Annotated in this window: 1 pseudogene; it reads left to right on the top strand. The window is 48.8% G+C overall.

Annotated features, from left to right (window positions below):
• Positions 1 to 250: pseudogene (locus tag AAEY78_RS14315) on the top strand (phosphomannomutase); the annotation flags it as partial.

Here is a 250-nt window from a genome sequence, read left to right as displayed (position 1 = left end):
GCCCAATCGTGCAACAGTTAGCAGAATTTTGTTATTATCTACAACGTTTGGTTACGCCGCCTTTTGATGACGTCGACAATACCTTGGCTGCGGCTCATGGCTCATCATCATGCTCTTGTGTGTCGAGTGTCGAGCATACGACCTTAGCCCAAGCCAAGCAATTGTTACCGAGTGGCACTCGGCTGACCTGTATTGATGGCGTACGCTTAGATTTCGCTCATGGTTTTGGCGTATTGCGCCAATCAAACAC

It is taken from the genome of Psychrobacter sp. 16-MNA-CIBAN-0192 (assembly GCF_040309565.1).
Classification (GTDB): Bacteria; Pseudomonadota; Gammaproteobacteria; order Pseudomonadales; family Moraxellaceae; genus Psychrobacter.
Note: the sequence above shows the minus strand (reverse complement) of the source record. Positions and strands in the feature narration are given on the sequence as shown.